This is a genomic window from Sphingopyxis sp., assembly GCF_016463645.1.
In the GTDB taxonomy this organism is placed as follows: Bacteria; Pseudomonadota; Alphaproteobacteria; order Sphingomonadales; family Sphingomonadaceae; genus Sphingopyxis.
Genome location: NZ_JAEMQX010000188.1, coordinates 1 through 5,203, shown reverse-complemented (window position 1 = coordinate 5,203; position 5,203 = coordinate 1). Strand labels below are relative to the sequence as shown.

The window sequence follows — 5,203 nt, the reverse complement described above, 5'->3', positions numbered from 1 at the left end:
GGCAGGTCGCTGCTCGCATCGGGGATCGGGCTGTACGCCGAATAATAGACGCGGCGGAGCTGGTAGCCCGAATAGAGGTTCGTCGCGGTCTTCAATATATCGTCGTCGCGCGCGGCATCGGCGCCGACGATCATCTGCGTCGATTGCCCGGCGGGGGCGAAGCGCGGCGGCTTCGCCTTGCCGATCAGCCGGCTCTTCGCCGCCTCGATCGCATCGTCGGCGCCGACGCGCACCGACGCCATCGTCTTGCGGATCGTCTCGGGCTTCTTTTCGGGCGCGAAGCTGGACAGTCCTTCTTCGGTCGGGAGTTCGACATTGGTCGAGAGGCGGTCGGCATAGAGCCCCGCGAGCGCGACAAGCGCCGGATCCGCCCCCGCGATCGTCTTCAGATGGATATAGCCCTGAAAACGATGCTCCTCGCGCAACATGCGCGCGACCAGGGCGAGCTGCTCCATCGTATAATCTTCGGAGCGGATGATCCCCGAGGACAGGAACAGCCCCTCGATATAATTGCGCTTGTAGAAATCGAGCGTCAGCGTGACGACTTCCTGCGGGCTGAACCGCGCGCGTTCGACATTGCTCGACGCGCGATTGATGCAGAAGCGGCAGTCATAGATGCAGAAGTTCGTCAGCAATATCTTGAGCAACGAGATGCACCGTCCGTCGGGCGCATAGCTGTGGCATATGCCCATGCCCTCGGTCGATCCGATGCCTTTCGTGCCGGTCGAATCGCGCGCCACCGTTCCCGACGACGCACAGGATGCGTCATATTTCGCCGCATCGGCGAGTACGGCCAGCTTTTCGAGAATCGGTTTCGCGGACATGCCCCATGCCTAGCATGAGAACATATAAGGAACAAATATCGGGTTTTGAGTTGGTCGCTCAGGCTTCGCGCCAGCGCGCGGGCAACGCGATCTCGACGACCAGCCCCCCGGGCTCCCACCGTCGTTCGATCGTGCCGCCGAGATTGTTCTTCACGCTGCGTTCCATCAGCAACGTCCCGAAACTCGTCCGGTCGGGGGCGACGACAAGACGGTCGCCGCCGCTTTCGGCCCAGATCATGCGGAACATCCTTCCTTCCGCGCCTTCCTCGTCCTGCGTCCAGCTCACCGCGACGCGGCCGTTCTCGCCGGTCAACGCGCCATGCTTCGCCGCGTTGGTCGCAAGTTCGTTGAACAGCAGCGCCATCGCGACGAGCGCGTTTTCGGGGAGCAGCAGGTCGGGGCCCGACCAGCGGATGCGCGGGAAGCTCGCCTCGACCTCGCGCATCAGCGCATGCATCGATCCGGTCATGAAGTTCGAACCGAGCAGGACATTCTGCGCGCGATTGAGCGCGTCGAGCCGGCTGCTGATCCGCTCGACATAGTCGTCGACATCGCGCGCGGCGTGCCGCGTCAACGAGATGATCGCGCTCACCGTCGCGAACAGGTTGCGCATCCGGTGATGAAGTTCGCGCATCAGCAGATTGGCATTTTCCTGCCGGCTCTTCTGCTCGGTAATGTCGATGCTGACCCCGGTCAGCATCGCGTCGTCGGAATGCACGACCCAGTCGCCGCGCACCGCATTCCAGCGCACGCCGCGCTCGGGATTCACGATGCGATATTCGGCCGCATAGGGGGTCTTGTTCGCGACCGTTTCCTCCAGCAACGCGCGGAGCTGTGCGCGGTCGTCGGGATGAACCAGATCGAAAAAGCCGTTGCCGGTCGCCAGCACCGCGTCGAACCCCGAACCCCAGAGTTCGGCGCCGGCACCCTGCGTGATCAACCGGTCGGTGAGCGGGTCGTATTGCCACGTCGCGATCCCCGAAAAATCGAGCGCGCGTTCGAGCGTGCGGCGGGCCTCGTCACGCTCGGCACCGATCCGGCGCAGGTCGGCCTCGGCCATGATGATTTCGGCGAAATCCTCGAGCCGCGCGATGTCGACATCGCTCGGGGCGGCCCGCGCCTTGCGGTCGATTACGCACAGACTGCCGAGGACCGCGCCATTATGGGCGCGCAGCGGCACCCCGGCATAGAAACGAAAACCCGGATCGCCCGTAACCAGCGGATTGTCGCGCGAACGCGGATCGGACAGCGCGTCGGCGACCACCACCGGCCCGTTCTCTGCAATTACATGGGGACAGAAGCTATATTCGCGCGGCGTCTCTCGCGCCTCGATGCCATGCGCCGATTTGAACCATTGGCGGCGATCGTCGACGAGCGATATCAGCGCGACCGGAACGCCGAACAGGTCGGCGACCATACGCGTCACCCGGTCGAACGCGGGTTCGGGCGCGGTGTCCATGATGCGGTATTCGCGAAGCGTGTCGAGCCGCAGCCGTTCGGCCTCCGCAGCGCCCTGATCGCCCCCCTTTGCCAAATCCCGTCCCTCGCCTTCCCTCGATGCGATCGGCGTTGCATCGCTCATGTCCCCGGGGGGCCGCTCTGCCATGAAAATGGTCCCTACAAAAGCATCCTGCCCATGGGAACAAGGAAAGTGGCGCAATTCCACTTGCTTATCCATGGTCTGCATTGCGTCCCGGCAGACTCTACGCATTGGCGCGCGACAAGTTGCACCCCTTCGGACGGCTTTCGCGCTTCCCGCCGGGAACCGACCCGCGCCGGGGCGCGTATGATGACTGGTCCCAGAGGGAGGAATTTTGATGACATTGGGTGAGGAAATTCGTGGCCATCTGCCTTTCCTGCGTCGCTACGCGCGCGCGCTGACGGGCAGCCAGCAGCATGGTGACAATTTCGTGCACACGACGCTCGAAGTCATCGTTGCCGCGCCCGACGAATTCCACAGCGGCGACGGCACCCGCATCGATCTTTACCGCAATTTCCACCGTATCTGGGAAAGCGCCTATATCGACGAAGGCGAAGACGGCGATGAAGGCGACGAAGGCGAACACCCGCTCGTCCGCGCCGCGCACCGCCGCCTCGTGCAGATCACCCCGCTCGGCCGGCAGGTCCTGCTGCTCACCGCGCTCGAAGGCTTTTCGATCGAGGAAGCCGGGCTGATCACCGGCACCGACACCGCGACCGTCGAAACGCTCCTGTCCGATGCGGTCGGCGAACTCGACCGCGAATCGCGCACCTCGGTCCTGATCATCGAGGACGAGCCGCTGATCGCGATGGAACTCGAACAGATCGTGCGCGACCTCGGTCACCGCGTCGCCGGCATCGCCACGACGCATGACGATGCGATCGCGGCGTTCGAGGAAACCGACGCGGGCCTCGTCCTCGCCGATATCCAGCTTGCCGACGGGTCGTCGGGGATCGACGCGGTGCAGGACATATTGGCGATCGCCCCGGTGCCGGCGATCTTCATCACCGCGTTTCCCGAAAGGCTGCTGACCGGCGGCCGCGTCGAGCCGACCTTCCTGATCTCGAAGCCGTTCCGCGAAAACACCGTACGTGCGGCGATCAGCCAGAGCCTGCTCTTTACCCCGCAACTCGCGGCGTGATCGGGCGACGCAGGCCGGCGTCGGCCGGAAAAAACGGACCTCAGTCGGGCGACGGACCGCCGCCGGTGAGCTGGTCCACATTGTCCATGATCGCGCGAAACGCCTCGTTCGACGGCAATTCGTCGGCGCTGCGCCGCGGCATCTCGCCGCTGTCGAGTATCGCCTGCAACGCCGCCCGGCCGCGCGAAACGCGGCTCTTCATCGTGCCGACCGCGCAGCCGCAGATCGCCGCGCCTTCCTCGTAGGAGAGCTGCCCCGCGCCGATCAGCACCAGCGCCTCGCGCTGGTCGACGGGCAGCAGCATCAGCGCGCGCTGGACGTCGGCGAGGTGCAGGCTGTCGTCCTGGTCGTCGGGCGCGACGAGCAGCCGCTCGGCTGCCAGCTCGTCATATTCGGCGGTGAATTTCTTGCGACGCATCTGCGACAGGAAACAGTTGCGCAGGATCACGAAAGCCCAGCTCTTCATGCTCGCGGGGCCCGGAATATATTGCGCGCGCGCCTTCCACGCCTTCAGCATCGTTTCCTGAACCAGATCGTCCGCAAGGTCGGCGTTGCCGGTCAGGCTGCGCCCGAAGGCGCGCAAATGCGGCAGCATTGCCGCCAGCTCCCGCTTGAAGCTGTCGTCGTCGAGTGGTTGGGGCGTTACGTTGCTGATACCAAGGCCTTTGTTTGTACCCCGATTTTCACGGGGTCTGTTTCCGGCTTAACGCGCTGGAATATCATTGCAAGGGTGCCCGCCTTCGGGCGGCGGATCGGCGGTGCCGGTAGGGATGAAGGATAGCAGGCGGTCACACTCCCGTCCGTCGGCCGGAATATCGGCCATGGTGTGACCCCTCACGCCCCCTGATTACGGCCAGTGTGACTTCCTGGCAACGCATTCGTCGCAAAAAAGAAATCCGGCGGGAACCTGCGGCGTTTTTCCTCGTTGCTCACGCATGGCTACGCAAGGCAACAACAGGATGGACGGCAAGGGCAGTTTCCCCCCGGGCGCCGACGCGCCGCGCCGGACGCCGGGCAGCTTCCCCGGTACCGGCGGCGACCAGTGGCACCGCACCCTGACCGGGCGACAGGCGCCCGAACCGGTGAGCGCCAAGCTGCGCATGATCTATGGCAATGTCGTCGCCGAGCAGTTGCCCGAAAATATGCTCGATCTTCTTTCCCAGCTCGATCAGAAAAGCTCGAAGCAATAATGACCGGAACCACCGCCGCTGCTTCGCAGCCGCAGGAAGACACCCTGTCAGACAGCGAATTCAAGGCGCTGCTCGCCGGCGTCATTCCGCATTTGCGCGCCTATGGCCGCAGCCTCTCCGGCAATCCCGACCTCGCCGACGACCTGACGCAGGACACGATGGTCAAGGCATGGGCATCGCGCGAACGGTTCGAGCGCGGCACGTCGATCAAGGCGTGGACCTTCGTCATCCTGCGCAACACCTTCCTGTCGCAGATGCGCCGCAACAAGTTCGTCGGCGAATATGACGAGACCGCGGTCGAGCGCACCATGTCGACTCCCGCGAGCCAGGAAGACAGCGGCGAGATGGCCGATCTGCAGCGCGGCCTCATGGAATTGCCGCAGGACCAGCGCGAGGCGCTGATTCTCGTCGGCGCGGGCGGCATGTCCTACGAAGAAGCCGCGAGCATCTGCGACTGCGCGCTCGGTACGATGAAAAGCCGCGTGTCGCGCGCCCGCGCGGCGCTCGAGGAGATCATGAACAGCGGCCAGTTCTCGCAGAAGCGCGCCGATGCGCCGCCGTCGAGCGA

General features: G+C 64.5%; 6 protein-coding genes. 3 read left to right on the top strand and 3 right to left on the bottom strand.

The genetic code is table 11. The annotated features are described in order from the left end of the window. Together JHC57_RS20960 and JHC57_RS20955 are read right to left on the bottom strand one after the other, a co-directional pair. The coding region (locus tag JHC57_RS20960) for a putative DNA modification/repair radical SAM protein (RefSeq protein WP_294032520.1) at window positions 1-824 on the bottom strand (824 nt) is incomplete at its 3' end. Between the two features lie 58 nt (window positions 825-882). After that, window positions 883-2,358 carry a GAF domain-containing protein gene (locus tag JHC57_RS20955; protein WP_294032519.1) on the bottom strand — a complete coding sequence of 492 codons (1,476 nt, stop codon included), beginning with the start codon at window positions 2,356-2,358 and terminating at the stop codon, window positions 883-885. Between the two features lie 283 nt (window positions 2,359-2,641). Between JHC57_RS20955 and JHC57_RS20950 the strand changes: the two genes are divergently transcribed. Beyond that, complete coding sequence (locus JHC57_RS20950) at window positions 2,642-3,445, top strand: response regulator (protein ID WP_294032518.1); 804 nt, start codon at window positions 2,642-2,644, stop codon at window positions 3,443-3,445. A 40-nt stretch (window positions 3,446-3,485) separates the two neighbouring features. On the opposite strand, the gene JHC57_RS20945 is transcribed toward JHC57_RS20950, so the two are convergent. Next, complete coding sequence (locus tag JHC57_RS20945) at window positions 3,486-4,040, bottom strand: sigma-70 family RNA polymerase sigma factor (RefSeq protein WP_294032517.1); 555 nt, start codon at window positions 4,038-4,040, stop codon at window positions 3,486-3,488. 340 nt (window positions 4,041-4,380) lie between these two features. Between JHC57_RS20945 and JHC57_RS20940 the strand changes: the two genes are divergently transcribed. Both JHC57_RS20940 and JHC57_RS20935 read left to right on the top strand, forming a co-directional pair. Further along, window positions 4,381-4,635: a NepR family anti-sigma factor gene (locus JHC57_RS20940; protein WP_294032516.1), complete on the top strand. Its 255-nt coding sequence runs from the start codon at window positions 4,381-4,383 to the stop codon at window positions 4,633-4,635. Next, on the top strand, window positions 4,635-5,203 hold a 569-nt coding region (locus JHC57_RS20935), incomplete at its 3' end, for a sigma-70 family RNA polymerase sigma factor (protein ID WP_294032515.1). The genes JHC57_RS20940 and JHC57_RS20935, both read left to right, overlap by 1 nt.

What these genes read in the sequence shown, in the direction of transcription:
- JHC57_RS20945 (WP_294032517.1), bottom strand. Translation starts at nt 4,040, where the DNA reads ATGCTGCCGCATTTGCGCGCCTTCGGGCGCAGCCTGACCGGCAACGCC.
- JHC57_RS20940 (WP_294032516.1), top strand. Translation starts at nt 4,381, where the DNA reads ATGGCTACGCAAGGCAACAACAGGATGGACGGCAAGGGCAGTTTCCCC.
- JHC57_RS20950 (WP_294032518.1), top strand. Translation starts at nt 2,642, where the DNA reads ATGACATTGGGTGAGGAAATTCGTGGCCATCTGCCTTTCCTGCGTCGC.